The following is a 25,180-nucleotide window of genomic DNA, read 5'->3' as shown; positions in this document are numbered from 1 at the left end:
GGCACTTCACTCTCTAAGCGATGGACGGGCGGAAGGTGACCGGCAGGCGCTGCGGGCAGCGAATGACGTAAGACGGCATGTAGACGACGTCCTCCGCGGCGATGCTCAGCGCCAGATCCTCCAGCCGCCCGAACAGCGCGGGGAAGGCGCAGCGCAATTCCAGGCGCGCCAGCTCAGCGCCCAGGCAGGAATGCGGCCCCTCACCGAACGACAGGTGCGGGTTGTGCCGCCGGGTGACATCGAACCTTTCGGCGCCGGGACCGAAGGCCTTTTCGTCCCGGTTCGCCGCATGGAACGCCATCAGGACGGCGTCGCCGCGGCGGACCATGCATCCGTCGATCTCCACGTCCTGGGTGGCATAGCGGAACGGCAGATTGGCCACTGAGCTGCCCCAGCGCAGGATTTCCTCGATCGCCTGTGACCACGGAACTTGGCCGCTGCGCACCAGGTGCAGTTGCTGCGGATGCGTCAGCAATGCCAGCACGCCATTGCCGATGACGCCGGTGGTGGTCACGAAGCCCGCAGAGAGCACCATGAACAGCATGTCGATGAGCTCGCTGTCGGAAACGAGCTCGCCGTTGTCGCGCGCGACGATCAGGGCCGAAGCCAGATCGTCGCCGAGTTGGCCCCGCTTGAGCGCGATCAGGCGACGGAAGAACTCCGGGATGCGCTGCCGCGTCTGTCGCACCTCTGCGGCTGTGGCGGAGGTGTTGGCCCGGCTGTAGGTGAGCGCGACGATCTCCTCGCGCTGTTCGTCCGGCAAACCGAACAGTTCGGCGATCACGTTGGTGGGCAGCGGAACGGCGAACTCGCACATCAGATCGGCACTGCCGCCGCGCTGCGCCATCTCGGCCAGGAGTCGATCGACGCATTGTTCGATCCGTGGCGCCAGCAAGGCGATACGACTGGGCGCGAAGCTCCTGGACAGCAGGCCGCGCAAGCGCCGGTGATCGGCGCCATGCGCCGTGACCATGTTGTCCACTTTGCACATCCCGATCAGCGGATGATCCTCGGGAATCTCGCCGTCCTGCAGCGCCCGCCACTGTCGCCAGTCCCTGTTGAAACGCTGGTCGGAAAACATCCGCCTGAGCGTCTGGTGACGGCCTGCCGCCCAGGTCACCACATTGCCTGGCAGCGACACTCGCGCCATCCCCCCCTGCTGCAGAATCGCAGCAGACAGACTATTAAGTTGCGTGGGAGCGACCGACACACCGATCACATCGCAATGATCGTTTTCTACGCGCATGCCAACAACTCCTTAAAGAACCATTATGTAATAAAGTTGCAAAAATCATTTGCAGCTTCGGGCAATACGCGTGGCGTCTCATCCCTCGACAAGCACCAGCAAAATTGGATTTCGACTAACCCGCTTGATCTTGCCGGGTTCGGGCGCCCTAGTTATTTGAATAACAAGCCCCAAAATTCAAGTGAAAAGAATGTTAACTTTATTTGTTACTGAAATGTCTAAATTTCATAATGCCGCAATATATTTAACAATTCTGGCCCGTCATCCAATTCCTCTCACGGCGTATCAGAACCGCTCGGCAGGGCTTCGGGCCCGAGAGCCGCAATACGCGAGGGCCGCGTCTTGTCGCAACAGCCCTTGAAGCCTTCGGCGGCGAAGCACTCTGCCAACGCCATATGCAGCTCTTGGACTTGCCGGTCTGCCGGATCATGTCGACGGCGCCGACGTCATTGTCGGTCCAGCCGGTTCGGAGCCGCCTCAAGAAAATGGAAACCTCTGTCATCAGACATAGGCGCTGACATAGAAATTGACACCGTAAGATCCCCGGCTCCTTCAGTATCATCATCTCTCGCCCGTGATCTCATGCCACGCAGATGAGATCGCGCCTGCTTCTGTTGTCCCATTCCATTGTCAGGATCTGAATCCGAAAGGGGTTACTTGCTATTCATCGAAATAATCCGTTCATAAATAATTGACAGTTTATATATCTGTTACAAATATTAACATGATATGTACTTGTCTCTCAATAAATCAAAAAATATAGTTGGCAAATTATATGTCCATTGGCAGTTAACTGTGAGAATGCAGTCGTTTAGACCAGGATTGGCATTTAATTGAAAGAGGTGGCGCCACACGCCAGACACGCTTCAGGTTGGAAGCGTAGAAATAGCGGCAAGCCCGTAAATCGTGTCGTTGGCGTGATGCACGGCAAGCGGTCAATAGCGCCGTTCAGGTGGCGCATCAACGGTTGGCACAGTGGCATCCCGGCTTCCTCCTCAAAGGGGCGTGTTGTTCATAGGGTCGCGATCGCGTATGCCGCATTCCCAGCCCTCGAATAGGGTCTTTCACGTCCTGGGGGGTAGACCAAAGCGATCGCCTCCCAGACTCGACCGGAGCTTTGATACATTTGGGCCCGATCAGCTTTTCGGCTCGATGTCCTTCGATCTGGCAAGCGCATCGAAAACATATTGCTTGGCGCGGCTGACGCCCGCTTCCAGCGATGCTCCATGAGCAAGCGAGCTGGCGACTGCGCTGGACAGCATGCAGCCAGTACCGCGCATCCCACGCGGCAAGCGGGGCGCATCGAATCGAACCGAGGGGAGGTTTGGCTGCAACAGCACATCGATGCAACGGCTTCCTTGCGCATGGCCGCCCTTGACGAGCACGGCGGCCCTCACCGTTCTCGACAATTCGTCAGCTTGACGCCAGGCGCCTTTTTCGTCCGAGGCCGGTGCCGATCCGGTCAATCGCGCCAGCTCGACCAGGTTGGGTGTTACGAGCCGGCAGATCGGCATCAGATCACGAGTCAGCGCGTCGATGGCATCGTCCGCCAGCAGCAAGCCTCCCGAGGTCGAGGTCAGGACCGGGTCGAGCACCACAGGCACTTTGGGGTTGCTGGCCAAAACAGCGCCGACTGCCTCGATCGCCGCGGCTGTCCCAAGCATGCCGATCTTGACCGCCGCGACAGGGTTGGCAGCGAACGCGGCGCGCATCTGGGCGGCGACAAGTTCCGGCGGCATAAGCTTGACGTGCTCGACAGCGAAGTGCGTCTGGACGGTCACGGCCGTGACGGCGAGACAACTGCGCACCCCGAAGGCGGAAACCGTCTCGATGTCTCGAACGATGCCAGCCCCGCCGCTCGAATCCGAGCCGGCGACGATGAGGACGTGCGTCATCGCAACAGGGCCGTCGCCGCCAGCCATTTGAGGAGACGGACCTCGGGACGGGGGTTCCCAAGGATGTCCGTGACAACGGCGGCGCTCTGAGCGCCCTGGGCGAAGACGCCGGTCGCGCGCTCGACGGTCAGCCCGCCGATGGCAACGAGCGGAAGGTCGCCGACACGCTGCTTCCAGACAGCGATGCGGTCGAGCCCCTGCGGAGGCCATTTCATGATCTTGAGAACGGTTGGGTAGATAGGGCCGAGCGCCACATAGTCGGGTTCAGCCGCAAGAGCGGTTTTGAGCTCGGCGTCGTCGTGGCTGCTGAGGCCCATTGCAATGCCTGCCCGTCGGATCGCCTTTACATCGGCCCGGGCGAGATCTTCCTGGCCGAGATGGACGAACTCGCAGCCCTCCTCGATCGCGATGCGCCAATAGTCGTTGACGACGAGCCGGCAATCGTGGCGTTCGCATATCGCCTTCGAAGCTCGGATTTCCTGTCGTAGCGAAAACTCGTCCTTGTCCTTGATGCGTAATTGCACCAGCTTGATGCCGAGCGGCACGAGACGCTCGATCCAAGCGCTGGAATCGACAATCAGATAGAAGGGGTCGAGCTTCATCGAAACGCTGCCATGCCGATTACGGGAGTTGAGGGGACGGCCATGTCGCGCGGCTCGAGCAACCCGGCGCAATATGCTTCATGGCCTGCCTTGATAGCCTTGCCAAACGCTGCGGCCATTTGAACGGGATTGCCAGCCTTTGCTACAGCCGTGTTGAGGAGCACCGCGTCATAGCCGAGTTCCATCACGGCTGCCGCATGCGACGGGCGACCGATACCGGCATCGACGATGAGCGGAATGTTTGGGAAATGGCCACGAAAGCTTCGCAGGGCATCGGGATTTTGCGGTCCGCGCGCCGAGCCGATCGGCGCGCACCATGGCATCAGCACCTGGCAACCGGCTTCAAGCAGATGCTCGGCAACGACAAGGTCATCGGTCGTATAAGGGAAGACCTCGAAACCTTCGGCGACGAGTAACCTTGCCGCTTCTACCAAGCCGAACACGTCCGGTTGCAGCGTGTCCTGGTTGCCGATCACTTCGAGCTTGATCCAGCTCGTGCCGAACACTTCGCGTGCCATTTTCGCGGTCGTGACCGCTTCCTTGACGGAGTGGCAGCCGGCAGTGTTGGGCAGGATATTTACGCCGAGCGCGCGGATCAGCGACCAGAATTTTTCGCCGGCCCTGCCGCCTGCCATCTCACGTCGCAGCGAGACCGTCACCACCGACGTGCCCGACGCCTTGACCGCATCGGCAAGGATGGAAGGCGAGGGATATTGAGCGGTGCCGAGAAGCAGGCGAGAGGGAAGCGTCGTTCCGAAAAGCTCGAACATGCTAGCCTCCTTGCATCGGTGAGAGGATTTCGATCCGGTCGCCGTCACTCAATCGGAATTCCGCCCGGTTGGCCTTTTGCACGAGGTCGCTGTTGACGGCCGTCGCCAGCCAATCGCCTTCATAGTCAAGCGCGGCAAGCAATTCGGCCAATGTGGTGGCGGCAACCTCATGCGCTTCGCCGTTGACGGTCAGTTTCATGAGCAAGCTCCTTGGTTCTGTCTTGACTGAAAACCAGGTCGGCCGCCTGGCGCGCCATGGCAGGGGCGAGGAGAAAGCCATGGCGATAGAGCCCGTTGATCGCGATGGTTTCTCCGCTCATTTCGACGCGCGGCAGATTGTCGGGAAAGGCTGGACGAACGCCGACACCGGTTTCAACGATCTCGGCCTCGCCAAAGGCCGGATGGAGGGCATAGGCGGCACCCAGAAGCTCCATCATCGAACGCGCCGTGACCGGTCCCCCGGATTGGCTTTCGATCATCGTCGCCCCAACCATGAAATGGTGGTCGGCACGCGGCACCGCATAAAGCGGAAAGCGCGGATGGAGCAGCCTGACCGGGCGCGACAGCGAGATATCAGGTGTGCGCAGGATCAGCATCTCGCCGCGAACGCCGCGCAGCCTGTCATCGGCTGCTGCCATTCCCGTGCAGTCGATCTGACGATCGAATCCGGAGGGGGCGTCGACGCCGAAGCGGAATTCGACGCCCATGGCTGCCAGCCTGTCATGAAGCGCCGCCATCGCCTGGCGCGGGTCGAGATGAGCCTCATCGGGGAATAGCAATCCGCGGCGGAAGCGGCCGGCGAGATCGGATTCCAGGAGCGCAATGTCGTCTTCATCGACACGCCGATGGCCCGACGTACGGCTGGCGAACCGGTCGAGTTCGCCAGTATCGCGCGGCGCGGCCACGACCAGTGTTCCGGCGCGCGTCACCTGACCCGACAGCACCGCATCCCACCAGTCGGCAGCGTCGCGTCCGAGATCCAGCACCGGCTGCTCCGCGCTTTCACTCTCGCACCATGGCGCCAGCATGCCGCCGGCGAACCACGACGCATTGCCGCCAAGGCCATGTCGCATCTCGGCGACTGTGACCGTCGCGCCGCGAGCGGCGAGCTCGAAAGCGGCGGTGAGGCCGGCGACGCCGGCCCCTTTGACCAGCACCCTCATGGTCGCTCATGCGCCTGTGGCATGAGCGGCGCGCCGGTCTCGTCCGCTGGCACATAGAGATCCCCACCTTCGCGGTATTTCGCCGCCATCGCTGCCATGCCCTCTTTCTGTGCCTCGGCGCGGATGTCGTGAGAAATTCGCATGGAGCAGAATTTCGGGCCGCACATCGAGCAGAAATGCGCCAGCTTGTGCGCCTCCTTGGGCAGGGTCTGGTCGTGGAAGGAGCGCGCCGTTTCGGGATCGAGCGACAGGTTGAATTGGTCTTCCCAGCGGAACTCGAAACGCGCGCGGGAGAGGGCATCATCCCTGACTTTCGCCGCTGGATGCCCCTTCGCCAGGTCGGCGGCATGGGCAGCTATCTTGTAGGTGATCACGCCAATCTTGACATCGTTGCGATCTGGAAGGCCGAGATGCTCCTTCGGCGTGACATAGCAGAGCATGGCGGTGCCGAACCAGCCGATCATCGCCGCCCCGATGCCAGAGGTGATGTGGTCGTAGCCCGGCGCGATGTCGGTGGTCAGCGGGCCAAGTGTATAGAACGGCGCCTCGCCACAGACGGCGAGCTGCTTGTCCATGTTCTCCTTGATCTTGTGCATCGGCACGTGGCCGGGCCCCTCGATCATTACCTGGCAATCCTTCGCCCAGGCGATCTTCGTCAGCTCGCCCAGCGTTTCCAGTTCGGCGAATTGCGCAGCATCATTGGCGTCGGCGATAGAACCGGGTCGAAGGCCGTCGCCGAGCGAGAACGACACGTCATAGGCGCGGCAGATGTCGCAGATTTCGGCGAAATGCTCGTAAAGGAAGCTTTCCCGGTGATGGTGCAGGCACCATTTGGCCATGATCGAGCCACCGCGCGAGACTATGCCCGTGACCCGGTCGACGGTCAGTGGGATGTAGTGCAGCCGCACGCCGGCGTGGATGGTGAAATAGTCGACGCCCTGCTCGGCCTGTTCGATCAGCGTGTCGCGGTACACCTCCCAGGTCAGGTCCTCGGCGATGCCGCCGACCTTCTCAAGCGCCTGGTAAAGCGGCACCGTGCCGATCGGCACCGGCGCGTTGCGCACGACCCAGTCCCGGATGTTATGGATGTTGCGGCCGGTTGACAGGTCCATCACCGTGTCGGCGCCCCAGCGGATCGCCCACACCATTTTTTCGACCTCTTCGGCCATGGAGGAGGTGACCGCCGAGTTGCCGATATTGGCGTTGATTTTTACCAGGAAATTGCGGCCGATGATCATCGGCTCGCTCTCGGGATGATTGATGTTGGCGGGAATGATCGCCCGCCCGCGCGCCACCTCCTCGCGCACGAACTCCGGTGTGACGAAATCGGGGATCGCCGCGCCGAAGGCTTCGCCGTCGCGGTCGAGCTTGCCGCGCAGGATCTCGCGACCAAGGTTTTCGCGGATGGCCACGAACTCCATTTCTGGCGTGATGATGCCGGCGCGCGCATAGGCAAGCTGGGTCACCGCCTTGCCCTGCTTGGCCCTGAGCGGCCGGTTGCGAATGGGAAATTCCGGCGTCAGGCGCTCGCCAGCGGCGAACCCGTTGTCCTCCGGTCGGATATGGCGCCCGTCATAGGCTTCGACATCGTCGCGCGCCTTAATCCATTCGTGGCGAAGCCGGGCGAGGCCCTTTTCGATGCAGGTTTCGACAGTCGGGTCTGTATAGGGTCCCGACGGATCGTAGACGGTGACGGGCGGTTCGCCCGCCGTCGGATGGACGGCGATTTCGCGCATCGGCACCCTGATCTGCGGGTGGATGGCACCGGGCTTGTGGATTTTCCGCGAGGCGGGCAGTGGTCCCGTCGACACGGCGGGGGTGAGGGCATTCATCTTGAGGCTCCTTTGCGCATGCATTGGAGACCCAGTTCTGTGCCGGAAGGATGAAAAGACGCTTTGGTTGACCTGCCGAAACAGGACCTCGGGCGTGAACTCCCGCAAAGCGCTTGCACCGTCCCTACGCCAGTATGAACTGGATCAGGTTCAACGGGTCACTGCGCCGCGAAAGCCAACAGTATCTCAGCCCCTTGCCGGGACTCCCCTGGTGAATGCCTCAGGTTGAACGGGCCGATGCTATCTTGTCAAGCGCATTTGGCCCGCGGCGAGCCCGCGGCGGTGATCGGCGGCCGGTCAAACCCGAGGGACGCTCGCGCATGTCTCGGCGACAAATCACGCTCCGGAAACCAAGGGGCTGATCAAGGGGGACCGCCATACTGTCGGCCTAAAGATCAATCCTTACGATGACCACACCTTCAAATCGGCGCCAAAGGTATGCGCGTAGATCGCCTCGATCCGCCCTGCCTTGTCATTGGTCAGCGCGGCGAATTCCTTTTCGCGGGCGCGGCTCGACAGGTGACCACCGATGAGCCGCTCAAGGATCGATAAATCTGTTGCCGGAATTGATCGTAGCGCTGCAGAAAAGCGGCTCCCCCTGGAAAGCCCCGTTCGATCCTTCGCTGAACGAGGCATAGAGGAATTCGGCGTGCGAGTTGCTTCGAAGAATGGGTAGAAATCCCCGGTGTCATTCAGCACCCGAACGTTGAATTGCGGCGTCGGTCACCCATTCGACCAATGGCAGTAGGCGCTGCGAATAGCTTAGAGCACGCGCCTGTACTCGACGATCTGTCCAGTATCGCGGCCGAGACAGGGAACACCACTCCCGGCGGGTTGAAGCGGCGCATGGCAAGCACGTGGTGGATCAGGTTGCAGTGAATGCGGCCGTTACCGTCCCCGAAAAAAGATGGATGTAGACAAGGCCGAAGGCGAGGATCGCGGCGGCGATGACAGCGTCAACTTTTTTGCGATGGGCCTTGATCGAGCGCAACTCCAGAAACAACTTTCCTAGATTTGAGGCGTTGCAAGGCAAAACACTGACGGCGCTAATCGTCGACCAAGCTGATCCGAGCAGGTGACGCCATGGTCAGCCAGCGCTCTAGCCGACCTTAAGGTCGTGTCCCACCGCGTGGTGTAGGTCGGCGGTAGCGAAGCCGCTCGCGAGCGCGCCCTCAACAGCGCTGTAGCGAGCGAGCGGCGTAGCGGCGGTCATCGATGTTCTTCGGTAGGGTTGGGTAGCTGACACAACCTGATTCGAAGGAACCACCGATGACCAAGCCCCAAACCTTTTCCGACCGGCTCCGTTCCAAAAAAGGGGGCGGCATTGCTGCCTCCCTTTGAGATTGGTGAGAGGCGCAGACCTTAGAAACCCGTACCACCCATGCCGCCGCCGCGATGCAGCCCTGAAAGTGTCGAGCGAATCGATGGTGTTCGGAAGCTCGACCCACAGGATGAATCCACCCTGCGGATCGGTAACCTTTGTGCCTTCCGCGACCGCCAGCGCGCTTCGTCGCACCGTAGAGAGCGAGTGTGAGGCGCTGAGCATCTAGTCGCGCCCGAGACGTGCCGAGCTTTTGCGTGGAGCCATGCGGGATGTCTCCTGTAGCATTATCTCCCGCAACCAGAGGCTTGCCCGTTCATTGGAATGTATCTCTATCCACAGGGTGGATGCATCCATTGAAACAAACGATTTTATCAAATCGTCCGGAATCTCGCATTGACAGCACCTCACACGCCCTGATCGCCCGCTACCCTTATCGTGTGACGACTGCGAAAAAAGAGCCACGAAAGGTGAAATTTCCATGAGCTCAGACGTGCGATGGAAGTTGCCTCTGGAAAATGAGTTGCAGTTGGATGCCTACGCCGCAGACCAACCGGAACTCCTCAGGTCTCTTTAATCCGATTGCTGTTGGTGAGTGGCACAAGCCTGGTCAGGACGATTTTCGCGACGTGACTGGCAGAGGTATGGCGCCGCACCCACGTCAAAAGGCATTGCTATGGAAAGGAACAGAATGGCTGATCAACTCGCAACGGAAATCATTGCCACGATCAAGAACCGCCTCGAATCGGAGAGCGGCCAGGGAAAGAGTGTGTCCATCATCGGCGAAATAACGACTGCTACGGAACTGACCTCGCTCGGAGTCGATTCGCTGGGTCTGGCGGATCTCCTCTGGGATGTGGAGCAGGCCTACGACATCAAGATCGACATGAACGCGGCCGACGCCTGGTCGAATCTCAAGAATGTCGGCGACATGGTGGAAGCCGTCCGCGGTTTGCTCGCGAAGGAGGTCTGATTGGACAGGCGAGTCGTCATTAGTGGGATGGGCGGGCTTTGCGGCCTAGGCAACAACGCCGCCTCCATCTGGAAAGAGATGCGCGAAGGCCGCTCCGCCATCCGCCCGATGGTCAGTTCCGAGCTTCATGAGATGAAGGGCATTGTCGGTACCGAGATCAAGGAACTGCCCGAGCACGACATCGGCCGCAACCAGCTCGTCTCCATGGACCGCGTCGGCTTGCTCGCTGTGCTCGCAGCGCGCGAAGCCATGCAACACGCTGGACTTTCCTGCGATGAGGGAAATCCGAATCGCTTCGGCGCGACAGTGGGTGTCTGCGGCTGGGGCTGGGGAACGGTTGAAGACACCTACCGCGCCCTCCTTTTGGGCGGGGCGAAGCGTGCTGGCATTTACACTGCACCAAGGGGGTTGCCGAGCGCCGCTGCCAGCCAGGTCAGCATGAGCCTCGGCCTGCGCGGCCCGGTCTTTGCCATCGCCTCCGCATGCGCATCAGCCAACCATGCGATCGCTTCGGCGGCGGATCAGATCAGGCTCGGCCGGGCCGACGTGATGCTTGCCGGAGGCGCCGAAGCGCCGCTCGTATGCCTTCAGATGAAGGCATGGGAAGCAATGCGCGCGCTCGCTCCGGATACTTGCCGGCCCTTCTCCGCCGACAGGAAGGGAGTGGTGATAGGCGAGGGTGCGGGCATGGCCGTGCTGGAAAGCTATGAGCATGCCGCGGCGCGCGGTGCCACAATGCTTGCCGAGATCGCAGGGATCGGCCTTTCCGGCGATGCCTTCCACATCGTCGCGCCGTCTATCGAGGGGCCGGAGGCCGCGATGCGCGCTTGCCTTGCCGACGCCGGGCTGAATGCCGAGGACGTGGACTACCTTAACGCCCACGGCACCGGCACCAAGGCCAACGATCAGACCGAGACGGCGGCGATCAAGCGCGTCTTCGGAGACCATGCCTATTCGATGTCTGTCTCGTCCACCAAGTCCATGCACGCGCATTGCCTCGGCGCAGCGAGCGCACTTGAAATGATCGCCTCCGTGATGGCGATCCGGGAGGACGTCGTGCCGCCGACCGCCAATTATCGCGAGCCAGATCCCGATTGCGATCTCGACGTAACGCCCAATGTGGCGCGCGAGCGCAAGGTGCGCGTGGCACTGAGCAACGCCTTCGCCATGGGCGGCATGAACGCAGTTCTGGCGTTCAAGCAGGTGTAGAAGCCATGTGAGATACCAGTAACTCTATCTTTCGGATCCAAATGCTTGCCGGATCATGATTGTGAAGGACGTGCCCCTGGACCGCCTCGGTGAATGCGCCAAGTGGCAGCGGAAGCTGGACAAGCCGGGACCCATTTTTTTGCAAAATTCTCAGCTGTTGAAGCGACGTGGACGTACCGCTACCCGGAAGGTTAAGCGAGGCCCTTCGAGTTCGGCTCGAGGACCTGTCCAAAGCTGTACCCGATAATGTCTGGAAGGGCGCAGGGCCGCCAGTGACCGCTTCCGTGCGAAGCCGGTCCTTAAAAAGGGAATTGATAAATGTTCGATCTGACCGGCCGCAAGGCGCTCGTCACAGGCGCATCGGGAGGCATCGGCGAGGCGATCGCCAGGGTGCTGCATGCGCAGGGCGCCATCGTCGGCCTGCACGGCACCCGTGTCGAGAAGCTGGAAACACTGGCGGCCGAGCTCGGCGATCGGGTCAAGCTGTTCCCGGCGAACCTTTCCAATCGCGACGAGGTCAAGGCGCTCGGCCAGAAGGTCGAGGCCGATCTCGAAGGCGTTGACATTCTCGTCAACAATGCCGGCATCACCAAGGACGGGCTGTTTGTGCGCATGGCGGACGCCGACTGGGATTCGGTGCTCGAGGTCAATCTGACCGCCGTGTTCCGGCTGACCCGCGAACTCACCCATCCGATGATGCGCCGCCGGCATGGTCGCATCATCAACATCACCTCAGTGGTTGGAGTCACCGGCAATCCCGGCCAGACCAATTACTGCGCCTCCAAGGCCGGTACGATCGGCTTTTCCAAGTCGCTGGCGCAGGAGATCGCCACGCGCAACATCACCGTCAACTGCGTCGCCCCTGGCTTTATCGAATCGGCGATGACCGACAAGCTCAACGACAAGCAGAAAGAGGCGATCATGGCGGCGATTCCGACGCGGCGCATGGGCACCAGCGCCGAAGTCGCCTCCGCCGTCGCCTACCTCGCTTCCAACGAAGCCGCCTATGTCACCGGCCAGACCATTCACGTCAATGGCGGCATGGCGATGATTTAGCGTGAAAAGTTCAGCGGCCCGATGACGGCTATCAACAGTGGGGGAAGGTTCGCACCCATAGCAGTCGGTTGGTCAGGCAACTGACGAGCGGGTCGGTCGGGCAACTGGCCGGGTCGAAGCCTCCTGATCAAGGCCGCCTTGGGCGGAGATTTAGATCAAGTTCTTTGAAACGCATGTCTTTTCCTATCCATAGCGTGGATGCATTAATCCAAAGAAACGATTTTGCCGATGCCGCAGAACGTCGCATAGCAAGATTTCAAAGATGTAAGCCAAAGCTAGTTATCGAATTTTTGCATTGGTTCAGAGCAGTATTGTTCTGGTGTGCGCCTTCCGGTGTGCTCGGAACACAACGGGGTCGCATGTTCATTGCGGCTAGTTTCTTCGGTGCGCCAGCTACATCGAGCCGGCTCGATTCGACAAGCGTCCCCCTGCTAGGCGCTTCCCCAACAAAATAGCAACAAAGATGAGGTTTTCCATGTGCTCTGACGTGCGGTGGAGGTTGTGCTGGGAAAATGAGTTGCAACAGGCCGACCATGTCGAACTCTCCGAGTTTTTCCGAAAGACCTACGGACCGACGGGGGCCTTCAACTCAGAGCCATTCGAAGACGGCCGTAGCTGGGCCGGTGCGAGGCCGGAGCTCCGCGCAATCAGCTACGACGCGCACGGCGTAGCGGCTCATATCGGCATACTACGCCGCTTCATCAAGGTTGACGAGGTCGAGCTCCTAGTGGCCGACCTGGGGTTGTACGGGGTGCGTCCGGATCTTGAGGGACAAGGGATCAGTCATTCAATGCGCGTTGTATATCCAGTATTGCAGCAGCTTGGGGTTCCATTCGCTTTCGGCACCGTTCGGCACGCGATGCGGAACCATATGGAAAGGTTCTGCAGAGACGGCCTGGCGGCGATTGTGTCGGGCGTTCGCGTGCGGTCCACTCTCGCAGATGTGTATCTCGACCTGCCGCCCACGCGCGTGGAGGACGTGCTCGTAGTGGTTGTGCCGATTGGACGCTCGATGAGCGAGTGGCCATCCGGCACCCTGATCGTTCGGAACGGTCCGGAGCTATGAACATCTTGAAGTGCCGGGTGATGGCGCCGGCGCCAAGCGCGAGACCGATGTCGAGAATGGGCGCGCTGTGGGTAAGCCAGCCAATCGATATGAGGTCCACGCCGGTCGCCGCAGTTGCCGGGGCGCTCGCCCGCGTTACTCGGCCCAAGGCCTCGGTGATCGCGCGGCGCCCGACATAGCCACAGCCTGCGCAAGCTCCTCGACCGACATGTTGTCGAGGAGCACGGCGTCGACGCCCACTGTAAGGGCTATCTCCAACTGGTCCAGCCTGTCCACCTCTACCTCGATCTTGCATGTGACCTATGACGCTACGCGCCCGCTCGATTGCGGTGGGGATGTCGCCGGCAATGGCGATGTGGTTGTCCTTGATGAGCACCGCGTCGTCGAGCCCGAAGCGGTGATTGGCGCCTGACCGCATATCGCTTCGACAAACGCGGCCGTAGCCTTGCCCGCTTAGCGCGCGTTAAGCGAAAGCTTGGCTTTGCAATCGGCGGCGATAATTGCATCGCTCGTGATATCGCCGGCTCTGCCTAGGTCTTCCAGCAGGGCACGGCGCACGATGGGATCCATGATGATCTGAGGAAGTGGTGCAAGTGAAGTCATGTCAACGGCTCCGTTCGGATGTCGTCGTCGCGGCCGCGCTCATGGCCGGCTGACGTGGGTCATGCTGCGTGCTGCCGCCGTAAGGTTCCGCTGGGATTAGCTGTGACGCACAACGAGAGGGTTCAGGTCAACGCCCTGGAACCCATGTCACTAGCTATCCATGACGTGGATGCGTTTCATCGAAACAGACGATTTTACCGATGGTACGGCACGTTGCATAGAAAGAATTCAAGGATGTAAGCCTTAGGGAAGTGGTTGATGTTTGCGTTGGCTCCGAAGAGCATTCTCTGGTCTGCGCCGAAGACCCGCCCAGGCGCGCGTCCATCGCGGCCAGGCACTTCCGCGATCGACGCAAGCTACATCGCATTGGCGCAGCACGACAAGCTTCCCGGAATTGCGCAGGCGCTTGCCTCAAAGCCAGCAGCAAAGCTGAGGCTTGTGGTGTTCTGGAAAGAGGCAATTTAGATGCTTGTTGATGGCTCAAGGATGGATCGGTTCGTTGTTTCTCGACGGCGCACGGGTCTCGGTGATTGCCTGTGGTCTCTCGCGTCGGCATGGGACTACGCACATCGGACGGGACGGGCTTTAGCAATAGATTGGCGTGGCTCTTGTTACCTCGACAACCCGTTTGCGAATGCCTTTCCGGCTTTCTTCAAGCCAATTGAAGAGATCGGTGGTGTACGGGTCATTTGCGATGACGAGATCAACCACGTCTCATTCCCGGGTCCCTTCTTCCCGTCGTGGTGGAACAAGCCATCCATCGACTGCGTGTACCGTCCGGATGAACAGATTTTCCAAGAACGTGACGAGCTTAACGATCTTTTCCAGGCCCAAGATGATTGTGAAGCCAACACGGTAGTGTGTGATGCTTGCTTGATGTGGCGCTGCGATGAGCAAGCCGAGCGAACGATATTTCGGAGCATCAGACCGAGGGTCGAAATTGAGGATCGGATTGAAGCGCTCTACCAGGAACATTTTGACGGGCACAGCATAATTGGAGTCCATGTCCGCCACGGCAACGGCGAAGATATTATGGATCACGCACCTTACTGGGCTGATCCAAAGGTTGCCTTAGAGCAGGTATGCACTGCCATTCGTATGGCCAAAGCGCAACCGCATCCAAGGCCTGTAAGGGTGTTCTTGTGTACAGACAGCGCCCAGGTTGTTGATCACTTGTCGGGCGTATTTCCCGAACTTTTCACCGTCCCAAAACGCTTCCAAGCGGATCAGGCCGGCCCCTTACACAGTGCAGCACTGGGCACCGATGGGGGGGGTTCCGCTCTCGTTGAGATGTATCTCCTCGGTAGATGCGACACTATAATTCGCTTTCCTCCGACTAGCGCCTTCACACGCTATGCCCGCCTCTTCGTGCCACGAATTGTCGAATTCGATTTGAATGACCCGCGTCGTTTGATCTTGATTGATAACTCTTTCGAACGTTCCCCGGCTCCATGAAAGGGTTGGCAGCCCGCTCGAACTCTCCCTAGCCTTCGCGCAGAGGCCCCGTTCGCCCTGCCCAATGCGCCCCTTTTTCGCCACGCAATCCCGCCGCAGGCGAGCATTTTCTTGGGCGCGTCAAAATCAAAAGGATTCAAGCTTGTCAAAGAGAAAAGTCGCTTTAATCACCGGGGTCACGGGCCAAGACGGTTCTTACCTCGCAGAATTGCTTTTAGAAAAGGGCTATTCTGTGCACGGGATAAAGAGACGATCGTCTCTTTTTAATACGGGCCGTATAGACCATCTCTATCATGACCCTCATGAAACTGGCGTTGATCTTACACTTCACCACGGGGACTTGACAGATTCGTCCAGCCTTACGCGCGTCATTCAACTGGTTCAGCCGGACGAAATTTACAATTTGGCAGCTCAGAGCCACGTTGCAGTCTCCTTTGAAGAACCTGAATACACCGCGAACTCCGATGCCTTAGGTGCGCTGCGTATTCTCGAGGCAATTCGGATCCTGGGGCTCGTCGAGCATACGCGCTACTACCAAGCCTCGACGTCTGAGCTCTACGGGCTGGTGCGGGAAACGCCGCAGTCCGAGACGACACCGTTCTACCCCCGTTCACCCTACGCTGTTGCCAAATTGTATGCTCACTGGATCACCGTAAATTATCGAGAAGCCTACAATTTGTATGCATGTAATGGCATTTTGTTTAATCATGAGTCACCCGCGCGCGGAGAAACATTCGTAACGCGCAAAATCACGCGCGCCCTGGCTCGGATTAAGCTTGGAATGCAGCGGACTCTATTCTTGGGCAACCTTAATGCGAGTCGCGATTGGGGGCACGCTCGAGACTACGTCCAGATGCAGTGGTTGATGCTGCAGCAGGAGCAACCTGAAGACTTTGTGATCGCTAGCGGTGAGCAACATTCGGTGCGCGAATTCGTCACCGCCGCGGCCGCTGAACTCGGCATCGATGTTCGTTGGGTTGGGGAAGGGGTCGACGAAGAGGGGTACGATGCAAAGACGGGAGCTCTGATCGTAAAAGTAGATCCCCGTTATTTTCGTCCTGCAGAAGTCGAGACACTTCTCGGCGATGCCCGCAAGGCCAAAGAAAAACTTGGGTGGGCGCCCAAAATCTCCTTCATCGAATTGGTTAGGGAGATGGTTCGGGAAGATTTGCGCATGGCAGAGCGTGACGCAGTGCTGATGAAGCAGGGTTATTATTCACACAGTCCACGAGAGTTATGCTGATAATGGTGTCGCCATGCTGGCTTGTTGTCAGTGATATTGTGGTCTTCTTAAGGAACGTCCAGAGCCTTATCAATGGAAAACAAAAAGATGAAGAAAGTCTATGTGGCAGGCCATCGCGGCCTTGTTGGATCCGCCACAATGAGAGCCCTCGAGGCTTTAGGTTCCTATGAGATAATAACACGTACTCACGACCAACTGGATCTATTTGACCGGAGCGAGACGCGCAGGTTCTTCATGTCGCGGCGGCCTGATTACGTCGTAATGTGCGCCGCAAAGGTTGGTGGTATACTGGCGAACGCTAGCTCCCCTGTCGATTTCCTTCATAACAACCTCGCGATTCAAGTCAGTGTTTTTGATGCCGCTTACGCTTCCGGCGTCGAACGGATGATTTTCCTTGGCTCCTCGTGTATCTATCCACGCGACTGTCCGCAGCCGATACGGGAGGAATATCTTCTCACCGGTCCTCTTGAAGTGACGAACCGTCCCTACGCTTTGGCTAAAATCGCAGGTGTTGAATCATGCTGGTCTTTCAACCGGCAGTACAAGGCGCGCTATCTCGCGTTGATGCCGACCAACTTATATGGTCCCGGCGATAGTTATCACCCCGATAATTGCCACGTTCTGCCCGCTCTGATACGCCGTTTTCATCAAGCTAAAATGAATGGCGACTCCTCGGTGGAGGTCTGGGGATCCGGAAACCCTCGGCGAGAGTTTATGTATTCGTCGGATGTAGGCGATGCCATTGCGTTCCTGCTTGGCTTGCCAGATTCAGATTTTGATGCCTTAACTACCCCCGACACTGCGCCCCTGATTAATGTTGGCGTTGGCGAGGACGTCACAATTCGCGAGGTGGCGGAACTCGTCAAGGCGGCGGTCTGCTGGAAGGGCGATTTGGTATTCGACACGACGAAGCCAGATGGTACTCCGCGCAAGTTACTGGACGTAACGCGCTTGCGTAACCTTGGCTGGAAAGCCAAAACGTCCCTTGGTGCCGGGTTGCAAGCGACATACGAGGATTTTCTCCGCCTTCATGGGGCTTGATGTTCATGCGCGCATCCTGGTTGGACTGCATGTCCGACCGGGTGCAAGCTGGCTCAGTCAGGCCAAACAGGGACGCATACATGCCCAGAGGGGGCCGCAATATTGGCCTGTGCTAACGTTGCAAACCGGACCTCTCTGCCACCGGCGATGCAGAGGATCACCCAGAAGCTTGGCCAAGCCAATGGGAAGGCCGCACAACGGGGCGCACTGGAACGGCTGTGCGTGAGCGCCGTCAACTCAAGCCACGAGTTAGAACTGCTCAACCTCACGGGAGCCGCTGCCTACGAACCTGGCCTCGACACGGACGCCAACCAGGCCCGCATCATGCCCCGGGGCAGTCCTTGTCCAAGGCGGTGCAAACGGAAATGGCGGACGTCGACGGTCAACTCGCGCTTATCCGCAGGCGATCGCGTCGCCATCCAAGATCGCGCCTTTTCGGCGCGGTCGGGCACCCTTCCGATCGGATTCAGTCGGCGTTGTTAGCGCCGAACTCACTCGCCTCAACGTCATGGCGCCACAAGCGCGGATTTGCGGCGCCATGGTGCGGGCATTTACAACCCTGCTGCAGCGGGTCTCGTTGATGGCGAAGCGGCTTGCCCTGAACCAGTCGCTCGCGTCTGCAGCTCGCCAAGCTGTCGCGCAGCGCGATCATCCTGATGCTCTGGGATGGCAGTGGCAGGTGACCGCCTATGCGGTGAGCTTGGCTTAGCTCGATTGGCATTATCATATTTTTTATGAAAAATGCTGTTCATTAGTCCGAGTTACTTAAAAGAATGAGTCGGACCTGCGCGGATGGCAGCATGTATCGGGATTTTGATCACTACCAGGAGAAAATATTCCTTTCATATCTACTCGCCGCGCCAACGCAACGGACGCAGAGACGGTCGGCCGTTTCAGTCACGCGCTACTCGATGAACTCTCTGGCTGGAAAGCGCCCACGCCCGACGTCGTGAGACAAAGCGCGGAGACAGTGCTTGCCGACGCCGGCGTGGTCGCTGTGATCGCAAGTGCAGATGACGAGCCGGTCGGCATCATGGTGCTGAATGAATGCACGGCGATCTATGCAGGAGGCAAGTTCGGCTACATTTCGGAGCTGTATGTTCGACCCGACATGCGCTCCAAAGGGATTGCCCCTCATCTGCTTGACGTCGCCTCGCAGGAAAGCCGTGCTCGTGGTTGGACGCGACTTGAGGTTGGATCGCCCGGGCAACCAAAATGGAAGCGCACGCTCGATTTCTATCTGCGGAACGGGTTCGAGGAAGTCGGCCCTCGGCTCTGTCGGATAATCTAGACTCAGAGTTTGCTATAGGCTGGCTCAAAGCAACCTGCCGCACAATGTGACGGAACGGAAGCGGAACCATATTAATGCTACAGCCGAATGGTCGATAGTTGGCCATTTTCGCAGGTTAGGGCCGTCGGGGCCTTTTGCATCAGCGTTTTGGCTTTGGACTTCCTCGCGTTCTGCGACGAGGCGGGCATTGTGACGCCTCTGGCGATCGACCTCCGTTTCGGCTTCGAGGATACGCTTCAGCAGAGCGGCGTTCTCGGTGCCCAGGCGCCGCACTTCGATCTGCAGAACCTGGAAGCCATCGCTGCTGGGCGAGCTGCCGGGCCCGCTCGGGTGCGGCCTTGTTCCAGACGGCGATCCGGGCATTGGAGCGTTTGATGAACGGCTTCAGGGCGTGCGATAAGGTCGCCTCGGCAATAAGCGTCACCGCGTCCTTCTTCTCGCTCTTCACCAGGAACAGACGGTTGCGGTCCTGCTGGGTGGAACGAGAGACCAGCGGAGCCGTCATTGCCAGCAACCGGTCGATCAGATTCGGAGCCGCATGTCGCCGTCGGCGATCGAAGGAGCGCCTTTGCGCGCGTTTCACCTTTGCGCCGGCCCGGGGCTTGGCCCACTCGACGAAGATACGATGCTCATCGAGCGGATGGCGCCAAGGGCGGACGGCCGCCCTTTGATACGGTGATGATGTTGAAGATCATGGTGCTGCAGGCGCTCTACTGTCTCTCGGACGATCAGGCCGAGTTTCATATCCAGGACCGGCTGTCGCCGGTGGGCATGGCCCGCATATCCATCCCATGGATGCATTATATCCAAACAATCAAGTTTACCCATCCGTCATGATGCTGCATAGCGCAGTACAGGAAAGCCAATGTCCCGTGCTTTCCAGCTCACGTTCACGAGCGTGGACTTTGTTGGAAGACCAAGTCGAAATCGGCACATCATAAGGGGCAGAGTATCCATGAACGGAATGGCGGCGGGGCAGGCCGGATCTGGGCGTTTTATTGCTTTAGAGGGGTTGAGGGGGCTGGCTGCAGTTGGCGTCCTCTTGTCTCACGCCCTCTTCGCTGTCGAGCCAGGGATATTCAAAACCATGTACCCGTTGGCGCAAGCAGCGTGGCCAGAAATCGGATGGCCTGCTCAGCTTCTAACTCTCCCCCCATTCAGCATGCTTATCAACGGAAGCTTTGCGGTTTGTGTATTCTTCGTTCTAAGCGGCTTCGTCCTTACCAAGTCTTTTGCTGACACTGGAAATGCGTCGGTGCTTGTATCCAGAGCAATCCGACGGATACCCCGCCTCGGCATTCCAATCGCAGCTTCAATCGTTTTTGCCGGTACCATTTTTGCCATGGGGCTGATGAGAAATCTTGAAGTTGCCCCACTCACGGGCTCGGTCTGGCTGACCTGGTATTACCCTAGCTCAATTACGGCCGCGACCATCGCCCAGGAGGCCCTATATGAGTCCTTATTTCTCGGTAAGAACAAACTCAATTCACCACTCTGGACGATGTCCATTGAGCTCGTGGGTTCATACTTAGCCTTCATGTTCGCCTTCGCTGCGAGGTGGTTCACCTTCGCCCTCGTCACAGTTTTTGCCGCGGCTCTCTCTTTTGCGGTCCATATAGCTTACCTGCCCTTCGCCTTGTCGTTCGGCGTCGGCGTCCTCCTGACTCGCGTTTCTCCAGCGAAATGGCCTCACAAAGCTAAGATCGTAATCTTTCTTGCTGCCATCTATCTTGGCGGCTTCTCAAACGACATCTTGTATGAGCCGATCATCAAACTCTCCCCAATCGACTTTAATCCCCTGAAGGACGCAATGCACTGCGTCGGTGCAGCCTTCCTTGTCGCTAGCGTTCTCGCGCTTCCATCGCTTCAGCGAGCCTTCTCGTCATACTTTTTCCCACTCCTAGGTCGATTGTCGTTCTCGGTCTACCTTCTTCATTTCCCTGTCCTTTGTTCCCTCGGGTGCTTTGTCTATCTCTGGACTATCCAATGGGGGCATGCCATTGCGGCTAGTAGCACTGTCGTCATTGTACTTGTAACCACCATCATTGCTGCGGTGCCGTTTCAGCGCCTTGTAGACGTGAAGTCCATGGAAGTAGCCAAGAGGGTGGACCAATACCTGAGAGTAAGACTGCGGAGGCGTAGACTGGCGCTGCGCTCAACCATTTGAGCTGGACAAACATAGCTAATCATTCTGACCTCAATAAAACGAAAGGTGCCCTGCCTTGGAAGAATTCGTATCACGCATCGCCACTAATGTCGGCGTCGACCCGGCTCTCGCAGACAAGGCCGTTGGCATGATGCTGGGTTTCCTGCAACGCGAGGCAGCCGACGGTCCCGCTGCGCGCATGATCGAGGCCATTCCTGGAGCTTCGGAATTAGTGGCGAAGCATGATGGTGAGGACGCAGAGGGCGGCAGCGTCCTCGCCGGAGGCGGCGTGGTAGGTTTCGGCCAGCAATTGATGAACGAGGGTCTCAGCCTGGGAAATATCGCCGGCCTTGCTAACGAGACGATCGCCTTCGCCAAGGAACATGCCGGCGACGAACTCGTGGACGAGGTCCTCAATTCCGTTCCCGGCCTTCCCCAGTTCGCCTGATCAGCAGCAGCCGGGTGGCATACGATGTCGTGCGCCCGTCTCGGCCCTCTTGCGCAGCTAGAGCAGATTGGACGTATTCATAGCCGTCTGCCTCGACATAGTGCCTGCATTCCTCGGCTGTGAAAGCTGCGAGGCAGTTGGCCACGACCGACCAGAATTCGTCGATGGTTCGGGTGCAGCCTTTCTCAGGAGAGCCTGGAGCTTCGAGAAAGCCATCTCGATCGGGTTGAAGTCGGGCGAGTATGGCGGCAGGAACAGGAGCCGCGCCAACCTTCTCGATCACCTCGCGCCCGCCGCTGATCTTGTGGGCGGGCAGGTTGTCCATGACCACGATGTCGCCTGGGCGAAGCTCGGGTGCGCGGACCTGCTGCGCGTAGGCGAGCAAGGCAGAACCATGCATAGGGCCATCGAGCAGTATTGGCCCCGCCAAGCCGCCCAGCCGCAGGCCGGCCGTGAATGTGGTGGTCTTCCAATGGGCGTGAGGAACGGCCGCCCGACAATCGTTCGCCGCGCAGGCTGCGGCCACGCAACCGCGCCATATTTGTGGATGCTGCGGTCTCATCGATGAAAATCAGCCTTTCGGGTTGAGATCGAGCTGGCCATCGAACCAGGTTCTGCGGCGGCGCAGGACATTGGGGCGCTGCTGTTCGGCGGCGTGCGCCGTCTTGTTTTGAAACGTGATGCCGCGCCGGTCGAGGTACAGCCGGACCGTGGACGACGCTGCCCGCACGCCACGCTCGGCGGCAAGGCGCTCCCCGATCTCAGCAAGCGTGATGTCCGGCGCCTCCTCGATGAGGCCAAGAATGAAGGATGCGCATAGAGCTTCGAACGCGACGGCTGGCCCTGCTTGCGCGCTTCCATCTGGCCGGTCTCGCGATAGCGGCGATACCAACTCCCGGCCATCGAAATACCTATCCGGAAGCGACGCGTCGCCTCCCGCGTCGAACCCCCGACTTCAATGGCCGCAATCACGCGCCCCACGAAGGTCCGCCCTTGGACTCCTCGTCATCATCACATCCTCGTAAATCACCGGGACAGTGAATCAGACAGGATCTTCGCGTGATTCCCAAACCGACCCTGTGTTAATCGAAGATGCTCGAGGCATTCTCCGCCGAGTGTTCCGTACGGACCCTGCCAGACCACCAACCGCCGGGCGCGAAGCGAAACCTTGGAGTTCATTCGTCTACCCCAAAATCGACCTCGGGCGTACCGATATGCATAACTTTAGGCGGCAAAGGCTTATCCTGAACGCTTTCGATGAAGCCCGCGAGATAAGCAAATATATTGTACTTCTCAAGTACCAACCGCTTCGCCTCTCGTATTGCATCGCGACGTTCCTTCCAGAGGTCCGAGTTGATTATTTCTCGGATCTTTTGAATTACGTTCTTGTCCTCTGGATCAATCAGAACCATTGAATCCGGCGGGAAGAACCTCGTGATTGCCGGGCTGCCGTAATAGATCGGCATTGTTTCAGCAACGAAGCAGTCCATAAGCTTCTCTGTAAAATAGTAATCAGCTCTAGTATTCTCGAAAGCTATACTGTAGCGGTAAGGTGCAAGTGCGTCCCATTTATCTCCAATCAGGTGAAAACCTCGGCCGAACAGGTCGAACTCGATCTCCTCTCTCAGCCGCTCCAAAAACGCCAGCCGATATCGATGTCCTTTAAGCAGGGCGATGTTGCTGGTAATCCATGAGAGCCGACGCGGCTTGTCAACGACTTCGCTGACCAGAAGTTGGTCATATGACTTTCTTACAGACCAAGACCGAGTGATAGGTGGAGACAAGACGAACCGACGCCCTGCATTCTGCTGGGCTACCAACTCTGCGTCAGACGTCAAAACGATGGTATTTTCCCCCTGCCCTAGATGGAGGGCGCGATGAGCTTTCGTCGGCGGTTCGCCGATCGCAAAAATCGTCCTGTTCGGGCTCGCCTCGATATCAACAGGAAGTCCAAAAACAGAAGGAGAGTTAAAGATTATATGCCAATCCGGCGTGAAGGATGTCTTGCGGACAAAAGCGACATCGTTCCAGATTCCACTGCCCTTTGGAGTGAGATGGTGGATGGCGTCATCCAGACCGCCCCAAGAATCGAGGCATGCAGCAACAATGGGCGCCGGACGTTCCGTCAGCAATTTGGCGCTAGACAAAGTAGTTCGACCCCTTCACTTCGGTGGTACCGGCAGTAATTTCTGCACCAGGGCCAGACCTCTCTGCGCCTATTCCCGTCGTGAGATGAAGCTAAAACGATCGGAATCGATGGCTAAACGGGACGCAGGTAAGCCCTTCGATATCGAAAAGTTTGGGAGAACTGCACAAAGGCTTGTAACCCCTCCTCCTCCATCTCAATCGGCTTCCATAATCTAGCTCTGACTATTTTTGATGCAGTTTGGGAGTTCTGTCCAGAGTCTTCTGCAAATTTGCGATCACGGTCGCCGGTGTTGGCGGGTCAGGCGCGGCGTCTTCAAGTAACGCATGCGCCCAGCCCGCCCGCCGCCGTCAGGCGGCCTTGGGCTGCTCCAGCTTGCGCAGCATCTCCTTCTTGTCCTCGGCCAGGTGCTCCATGTTGAGATTCGCATGGCCTCCAGCCAGTTTTCGTGTGTTTCGACGGCGAGCGCGCGGACGAGCCGCAGACAGCTCTCAGCGCTGGGAAAGATGCGCACCACATGGATGCGCTGCTTGATCTCCTGATTGAGCCGCTCCAGGATCTTGGTGCTCTTCAGGCGCTTGTGATGCTGGCGTGGCAGCCGGTTGAAGGTGAGCGTCTCCTCGATGTTGTCCTCCACCCACTGGCACAGCTTGGGGCAGCGCGTCTCCCACTTGGCCAGCCATTGGGCGAAGTCGGGCCGCACTTCGGAAAGGTCGCGCCGGTCATACATCCAGCGCAGTACCTGCAGGCAGTCATCATCGATCCATTGGGCCGGCAAGATGTCTCGCGAGCAGATCGAAGCCGGCCGTGCCTATGACCGCCTTCTCAAGCGCGGCGCCCAGCCGAAGGGCTCAAGGCCATCGTCGCATGGTTCAAGCGCCTGTGGATCAAGTTCATCGGTTGATCAGTGTGCGGCCGACGGCATCGCCTTTGGAAGCAAAGATCAGGTTGACGACGCCTTCGGGAAAGCCGGCCGCGCACATTGCGCCTGCAACAAGCGGCGTCTGTGCGGCAGGTTTCAATATCACAGTGCAGCCCGCCGCCAGAGCCGGTGAGATCTTGCGCACCACCATTGAAGCCGGGAAATTCCATGGCGTGATCGTGCCAACAACGCCGATTGGCTGCTTGACCACCAGCATGCCCCGGTCAGTCGAGGGCGGGAAGATCGTCTCGCCATAGATGCGGTTGGCCTCTTCGGCATACCATTGCAGATATGCCGCCGCATGCGAGACTTCCGACTTGGCTTCGGCAAGCGGCTTGCCCATCTCAGCTGTGAGGATGGCAGCGAGGTCGTCGGCGTGGTCGATGATCAATTGATGCCAGCGCCAGAGCGAGTCCCGGCGATCCCGGGCGGTCAACGCCGCCCATCCAGCCTGCGCCGTATAAGCCTTGTCGATCGCCGTGCGCGTCTCAGCGGCCATGTCGGGTAGCTCTGCCAACACTTCGCCGGTGGATGGATTAAAGACCCTCGAACTTTCGCTCACCCAACAACGTGCCAAGCGTCGGCATGCGGTCGACAGCGCCGAACAGGTCGGGGAGTTTCAGATGGCGCATCAGCGGCTGGCACGCAGGCATCCCGGCTTTCTCTTCAACACGGCGGTTGGCTGCGTCAGGATGTGTAACCGCACTTCGCATAGGACCTCGAGCGACGGGCCCCTGTCGACCTGCCGACCG

General features: G+C 59.0%; 21 protein-coding genes, 5 pseudogenes and 1 riboswitch. Of the genes and pseudogenes, 12 read left to right on the top strand and 14 right to left on the bottom strand.

The genetic code is table 11. The annotated features are described in order from the left end of the window. Positions 1-13: 13 nt before the first annotated feature. From AC0L3N_RS13025 to AC0L3N_RS12990, 8 genes are all read right to left on the bottom strand, one after another. Positions 14-1,246 (bottom strand): cytochrome P450 family protein, encoded by a 1,233-nt coding sequence (locus AC0L3N_RS13025; protein ID WP_473547955.1) that lies wholly within the window; start codon positions 1,244-1,246, stop codon positions 14-16. 1,136 nt (positions 1,247-2,382) lie between these two features. Beyond that, on the bottom strand, positions 2,383-3,141 hold the full coding sequence (locus AC0L3N_RS13020; RefSeq protein WP_473547954.1) for a hydroxymethylpyrimidine/phosphomethylpyrimidine kinase: 759 nt from the start codon (positions 3,139-3,141) through the stop codon (positions 2,383-2,385). Continuing rightward, positions 3,138-3,743, bottom strand: a complete 606-nt coding sequence (locus AC0L3N_RS13015) for a thiamine phosphate synthase (protein ID WP_473547953.1) — start codon at positions 3,741-3,743, stop codon at positions 3,138-3,140. The genes AC0L3N_RS13020 and AC0L3N_RS13015 overlap by 4 nt, the downstream gene beginning before the upstream one ends. Next, positions 3,740-4,513, bottom strand: a complete 774-nt coding sequence (locus tag AC0L3N_RS13010; protein WP_473547952.1) for a thiazole synthase — start codon at positions 4,511-4,513, stop codon at positions 3,740-3,742. Before AC0L3N_RS13010 ends, AC0L3N_RS13015 begins: the two co-directional genes overlap by 4 nt. 1 nt (position 4,514) lies before the next feature. After that, complete coding sequence (thiS, locus tag AC0L3N_RS13005; RefSeq protein ID WP_473547951.1) at positions 4,515-4,712, bottom strand: sulfur carrier protein ThiS; 198 nt, start codon at positions 4,710-4,712, stop codon at positions 4,515-4,517. After that, complete coding sequence (gene thiO, locus AC0L3N_RS13000; protein WP_473547950.1) at positions 4,681-5,676, bottom strand: glycine oxidase ThiO; 996 nt, start codon at positions 5,674-5,676, stop codon at positions 4,681-4,683. The genes thiS and thiO overlap by 32 nt, the downstream gene beginning before the upstream one ends. After that, positions 5,673-7,508 carry a phosphomethylpyrimidine synthase ThiC gene (gene thiC / locus AC0L3N_RS12995; protein WP_473547949.1) on the bottom strand — a complete coding sequence of 612 codons (1,836 nt, stop codon included), beginning with the start codon at positions 7,506-7,508 and terminating at the stop codon, positions 5,673-5,675. The genes thiO and thiC overlap by 4 nt, the downstream gene beginning before the upstream one ends. Positions 7,509-7,611: 103 nt before the next feature. After that, positions 7,612-7,728, bottom strand: a riboswitch (TPP riboswitch). 182 nt (positions 7,729-7,910) lie between these two features. Next, positions 7,911-8,207 carry a hypothetical protein gene (locus tag AC0L3N_RS12990; protein WP_473547948.1) on the bottom strand — a complete coding sequence of 99 codons (297 nt, stop codon included), beginning with the start codon at positions 8,205-8,207 and terminating at the stop codon, positions 7,911-7,913. A gap of 1,313 nt (positions 8,208-9,520) precedes the next feature. On the opposite strand from AC0L3N_RS12990, the gene AC0L3N_RS12985 reads away from it, so the two are divergent. The 4 genes from AC0L3N_RS12985 to AC0L3N_RS12970 all read left to right on the top strand — a co-directional run bounded on the left by AC0L3N_RS12985 (position 9,521) and on the right by AC0L3N_RS12970 (position 13,133). Continuing rightward, positions 9,521-9,802 (top strand): acyl carrier protein, encoded by a 282-nt coding sequence (locus AC0L3N_RS12985; protein WP_065008438.1) that lies wholly within the window; start codon positions 9,521-9,523, stop codon positions 9,800-9,802. Next, positions 9,803-11,011, top strand: a complete 1,209-nt coding sequence (locus tag AC0L3N_RS12980) for a beta-ketoacyl-[acyl-carrier-protein] synthase family protein (protein ID WP_473547947.1) — start codon at positions 9,803-9,805, stop codon at positions 11,009-11,011. It begins immediately after the preceding gene. 318 nt (positions 11,012-11,329) lie between these two features. Next, positions 11,330-12,067: a 3-oxoacyl-[acyl-carrier-protein] reductase gene (fabG, locus tag AC0L3N_RS12975; RefSeq protein ID WP_473547946.1), complete on the top strand. Its 738-nt coding sequence runs from the start codon at positions 11,330-11,332 to the stop codon at positions 12,065-12,067. Positions 12,068-12,542: 475 nt separating this feature from the next. After that, entirely contained in the window at positions 12,543-13,133 is a 591-nt protein-coding gene (locus AC0L3N_RS12970; RefSeq protein WP_065010676.1) for a NodA family N-acyltransferase, read from the top strand. A gap of 100 nt (positions 13,134-13,233) precedes the next feature. On the opposite strand, the pseudogene AC0L3N_RS12965 reads toward AC0L3N_RS12970, so the two are convergent. Both AC0L3N_RS12965 and AC0L3N_RS12960 read right to left on the bottom strand, forming a co-directional pair. Further along, positions 13,234-13,551 (bottom strand): annotated as a pseudogene (locus AC0L3N_RS12965) (carboxylating nicotinate-nucleotide diphosphorylase); the annotation flags it as partial. 35 nt (positions 13,552-13,586) lie between these two features. Continuing rightward, entirely contained in the window at positions 13,587-13,736 is a 150-nt protein-coding gene (locus AC0L3N_RS12960; RefSeq protein WP_473547944.1) for a hypothetical protein, read from the bottom strand. A gap of 465 nt (positions 13,737-14,201) precedes the next feature. On the opposite strand from AC0L3N_RS12960, the gene AC0L3N_RS12955 reads away from it, so the two are divergent. The 8 genes and pseudogenes from AC0L3N_RS12955 to AC0L3N_RS12920 all read left to right on the top strand — a co-directional run bounded on the left by AC0L3N_RS12955 (position 14,202) and on the right by AC0L3N_RS12920 (position 21,360). Next, positions 14,202-15,191 carry a nodulation protein NodZ gene (locus AC0L3N_RS12955; RefSeq protein WP_473547943.1) on the top strand — a complete coding sequence of 330 codons (990 nt, stop codon included), beginning with the start codon at positions 14,202-14,204 and terminating at the stop codon, positions 15,189-15,191. A gap of 142 nt (positions 15,192-15,333) precedes the next feature. After that, the gene (gene gmd, locus AC0L3N_RS12950; RefSeq protein WP_473547942.1) at positions 15,334-16,434 is read left to right on the top strand and encodes a GDP-mannose 4,6-dehydratase; all 1,101 of its coding nucleotides are present in this window, start codon (positions 15,334-15,336) and stop codon (positions 16,432-16,434) included. 72 nt (positions 16,435-16,506) lie between these two features. Next, positions 16,507-17,475 (top strand): GDP-L-fucose synthase family protein, encoded by a 969-nt coding sequence (locus AC0L3N_RS12945; protein WP_473547941.1) that lies wholly within the window; start codon positions 16,507-16,509, stop codon positions 17,473-17,475. Between the two features lie 538 nt (positions 17,476-18,013). Continuing rightward, positions 18,014-18,184: a hypothetical protein gene (locus AC0L3N_RS12940; protein ID WP_473547940.1), complete on the top strand. Its 171-nt coding sequence runs from the start codon at positions 18,014-18,016 to the stop codon at positions 18,182-18,184. 261 nt (positions 18,185-18,445) lie between these two features. Then, the gene (locus tag AC0L3N_RS12935) at positions 18,446-18,766 is read left to right on the top strand and encodes a GNAT family N-acetyltransferase (protein ID WP_473547938.1); all 321 of its coding nucleotides are present in this window, start codon (positions 18,446-18,448) and stop codon (positions 18,764-18,766) included. 648 nt (positions 18,767-19,414) lie between these two features. Beyond that, a pseudogene (locus AC0L3N_RS12930) lies at positions 19,415-19,528 on the top strand (transposase); the annotation flags it as partial. Positions 19,529-19,631: 103 nt separating this feature from the next. Then, complete coding sequence (locus AC0L3N_RS12925; protein WP_473547937.1) at positions 19,632-20,933, top strand: acyltransferase family protein; 1,302 nt, start codon at positions 19,632-19,634, stop codon at positions 20,931-20,933. Between the two features lie 55 nt (positions 20,934-20,988). Next, positions 20,989-21,360, top strand: coding sequence for a hypothetical protein (locus tag AC0L3N_RS12920; RefSeq protein WP_436175704.1), 372 nt, complete (start codon positions 20,989-20,991; stop codon positions 21,358-21,360). Positions 21,361-21,436: 76 nt separating this feature from the next. On the opposite strand, the pseudogene AC0L3N_RS12915 reads toward AC0L3N_RS12920, so the two are convergent. The 4 genes and pseudogenes from AC0L3N_RS12915 to AC0L3N_RS12900 all read right to left on the bottom strand — a co-directional run. Beyond that, positions 21,437-22,341 (bottom strand): annotated as a pseudogene (locus tag AC0L3N_RS12915) (IS630 family transposase); the annotation flags it as partial. Between the two features lie 194 nt (positions 22,342-22,535). Then, positions 22,536-23,507 carry a glycosyltransferase family 10 domain-containing protein gene (locus AC0L3N_RS12910; protein WP_082982603.1) on the bottom strand — a complete coding sequence of 324 codons (972 nt, stop codon included), beginning with the start codon at positions 23,505-23,507 and terminating at the stop codon, positions 22,536-22,538. A 349-nt stretch (positions 23,508-23,856) separates the two neighbouring features. After that, positions 23,857-24,263 (bottom strand): annotated as a pseudogene (locus tag AC0L3N_RS12905) (transposase); the annotation flags it as partial. A gap of 148 nt (positions 24,264-24,411) precedes the next feature. Then, positions 24,412-25,081: pseudogene (locus AC0L3N_RS12900) on the bottom strand (aldehyde dehydrogenase family protein); the annotation flags it as partial. Positions 25,082-25,180: the final 99 nt, after the last annotated feature.

It is taken from the genome of Mesorhizobium sp. WSM4807 (assembly GCF_055811615.1).
Note: the sequence above shows the minus strand (reverse complement) of the source record. Positions and strands in the feature narration are given on the sequence as shown.

Excerpts from the sequence above, each read along its gene's own strand:
- AC0L3N_RS13025 (WP_473547955.1), bottom strand. The coding sequence starts at position 1,246 with ATGCGCGTAGAAAACGATCATTGCGATGTGATCGGTGTGTCGGTCGCT.
- AC0L3N_RS13020 (WP_473547954.1), bottom strand. The coding sequence starts at position 3,141 with ATGACGCACGTCCTCATCGTCGCCGGCTCGGATTCGAGCGGCGGGGCT.
- AC0L3N_RS13015 (WP_473547953.1), bottom strand. The coding sequence starts at position 3,743 with ATGAAGCTCGACCCCTTCTATCTGATTGTCGATTCCAGCGCTTGGATC.
- AC0L3N_RS13010 (WP_473547952.1), bottom strand. The coding sequence starts at position 4,513 with ATGTTCGAGCTTTTCGGAACGACGCTTCCCTCTCGCCTGCTTCTCGGC.
- thiS (WP_473547951.1), bottom strand. The coding sequence starts at position 4,712 with ATGAAACTGACCGTCAACGGCGAAGCGCATGAGGTTGCCGCCACCACA.
- thiO (WP_473547950.1), bottom strand. The coding sequence starts at position 5,676 with ATGAGGGTGCTGGTCAAAGGGGCCGGCGTCGCCGGCCTCACCGCCGCT.
- thiC (WP_473547949.1), bottom strand. The coding sequence starts at position 7,508 with ATGAATGCCCTCACCCCCGCCGTGTCGACGGGACCACTGCCCGCCTCG.
- AC0L3N_RS12985 (WP_065008438.1), top strand. The coding sequence starts at position 9,521 with ATGGCTGATCAACTCGCAACGGAAATCATTGCCACGATCAAGAACCGC.
- fabG (WP_473547946.1), top strand. The coding sequence starts at position 11,330 with ATGTTCGATCTGACCGGCCGCAAGGCGCTCGTCACAGGCGCATCGGGA.
- AC0L3N_RS12970 (WP_065010676.1), top strand. The coding sequence starts at position 12,543 with ATGTGCTCTGACGTGCGGTGGAGGTTGTGCTGGGAAAATGAGTTGCAA.
- AC0L3N_RS12960 (WP_473547944.1), bottom strand. The coding sequence starts at position 13,736 with ATGACTTCACTTGCACCACTTCCTCAGATCATCATGGATCCCATCGTG.
- AC0L3N_RS12955 (WP_473547943.1), top strand. The coding sequence starts at position 14,202 with ATGCTTGTTGATGGCTCAAGGATGGATCGGTTCGTTGTTTCTCGACGG.
- AC0L3N_RS12945 (WP_473547941.1), top strand. The coding sequence starts at position 16,507 with ATGGAAAACAAAAAGATGAAGAAAGTCTATGTGGCAGGCCATCGCGGC.
- AC0L3N_RS12940 (WP_473547940.1), top strand. The coding sequence starts at position 18,014 with ATGGTGCGGGCATTTACAACCCTGCTGCAGCGGGTCTCGTTGATGGCG.
- AC0L3N_RS12925 (WP_473547937.1), top strand. The coding sequence starts at position 19,632 with ATGTCCCGTGCTTTCCAGCTCACGTTCACGAGCGTGGACTTTGTTGGA.